The 1,572-nt window shown below is 51.1% G+C and carries 1 rRNA gene; it reads right to left on the minus strand.

From position 1 onward, the window contains the following. Window positions 1–1,554: ribosomal RNA gene (locus UFB30_RS16470) — 23S ribosomal RNA — on the minus strand; the annotation flags it as partial. Window positions 1,555–1,572 lie beyond the last annotated feature (18 nt).

The raw sequence follows: 1,572 nt of genomic DNA on the forward strand, positions 1-1,572 counted from the left end.
CGGAAACGGGATTTGCCTCATTTCCTGCCTAACTGCTTAAACACGCGCAACCAACGGCGTGCTCTCCTATCCTCCTGCGTCCCCCCATTACTCAAACGATGTGTTGGTGGTACAGGAATATCAACCTGTTGTCCATCGCCTACGCCTATCGGCCTCGGCTTAGGTCCCGACTAACCCTGAGCGGACGAGCCTTCCTCAGGAAACCTTAGGCATTCGGTGGAAGAGATTCTCACTCTTCTTTCGCTACTCATACCGGCATTCTCACTTCTAAATGCTCCACCAGTCCTTCCGGTCTGACTTCACAGCGTTTAGAACGCTCTCCTACCACGAATCTCATAGAGATTCATCCACAGCTTCGGTGAATCGTTTAGCCCCGGTACATTTTCGGCGCAGGGTCACTCGACCAGTGAGCTATTACGCACTCTTTAAATGGTGGCTGCTTCTAAGCCAACATCCTGGTTGTCTAAGCAACCCCACATCCTTTTCCACTTAACGATTACTTGGGGACCTTAGCTGGTGGTCTGGGCTGTTTCCCTTTCGACTACGGATCTTATCACTCGCAGTCTGACTCCCATGGATAAGTCTTTGGCATTCGGAGTTTGTCTGAATTCGGTAACCCGTTGGGGGCCCCTAGTCCAAACAGTGCTCTACCTCCAAGACTCTTACTACATGAGGCTAGCCCTAAAGCTATTTCGGAGAGAACCAGCTATCTCCAGGTTCGATTGGAATTTCTCCGCTACCCACACCTCATCCCCGCACTTTTCAACGTGCGTGGGTTCGGGCCTCCAATGAGTGTTACCTCATCTTCACCCTGGACATGGGTAGATCACCTGGTTTCGGGTCTACAACCTGATACTATGTCGCCCTATTCAGACTCGCTTTCGCTGCGGCTCCGTTTTCACTTAACCTTGCATCAAATCGTAACTCGCCGGTTCATTCTACAAAAGGCACGCCATCACCCGTTAACGGGCTCTGACTACTTGTAGGCACACGGTTTCAGGATCTATTTCACTCCCCTTCCGGGGTGCTTTTCACCTTTCCCTCACGGTACTGGTTCACTATCGGTCACTAGGGAGTATTTAGCCTTGGGAGATGGTCCTCCCGGATTCCGACGGAATTTCACGTGTTCCGCCGTACTCAGGATCCACTCTGGAGAGAAACAGCTTTCGACTACAGGATTGTTACCTTCTGTGATGGGCCTTTCCAGACCGCTTCGTCTAACTGCTTCCTTTGTAACTCCGTATAGAGTGTCCTACAACCCCGAAAGGCAAGCCTTTCGGTTTGGGCTGTTCCCGTTTCGCTCGCCGCTACTCAGGGAATCGCATTTGCTTTCTCTTCCTCCAGGTACTTAGATGTTTCAGTTCCCTGGGTCTGCCTTCAACCGCCTATGTATTCAGCGGAAGATCATATCCCATTACGGATAAGGGGTTCCCCCATTCGGAAATCTCCGGATCACAGCTTACTTACAGCTCCCCGAAGCATATCGGTGTTCGTACCGTCCTTCATCGGCTCCTAGTGCCAAGGCATCCACCGTGCGCCCTTATTAACTTAACCTAGTTAAAAAAGGTACTT

The organism is Jeotgalibacillus haloalkalitolerans (assembly GCF_034427455.1).
Lineage (GTDB): Bacteria > Bacillota > Bacilli > Bacillales > Jeotgalibacillaceae > Jeotgalibacillus > Jeotgalibacillus haloalkalitolerans.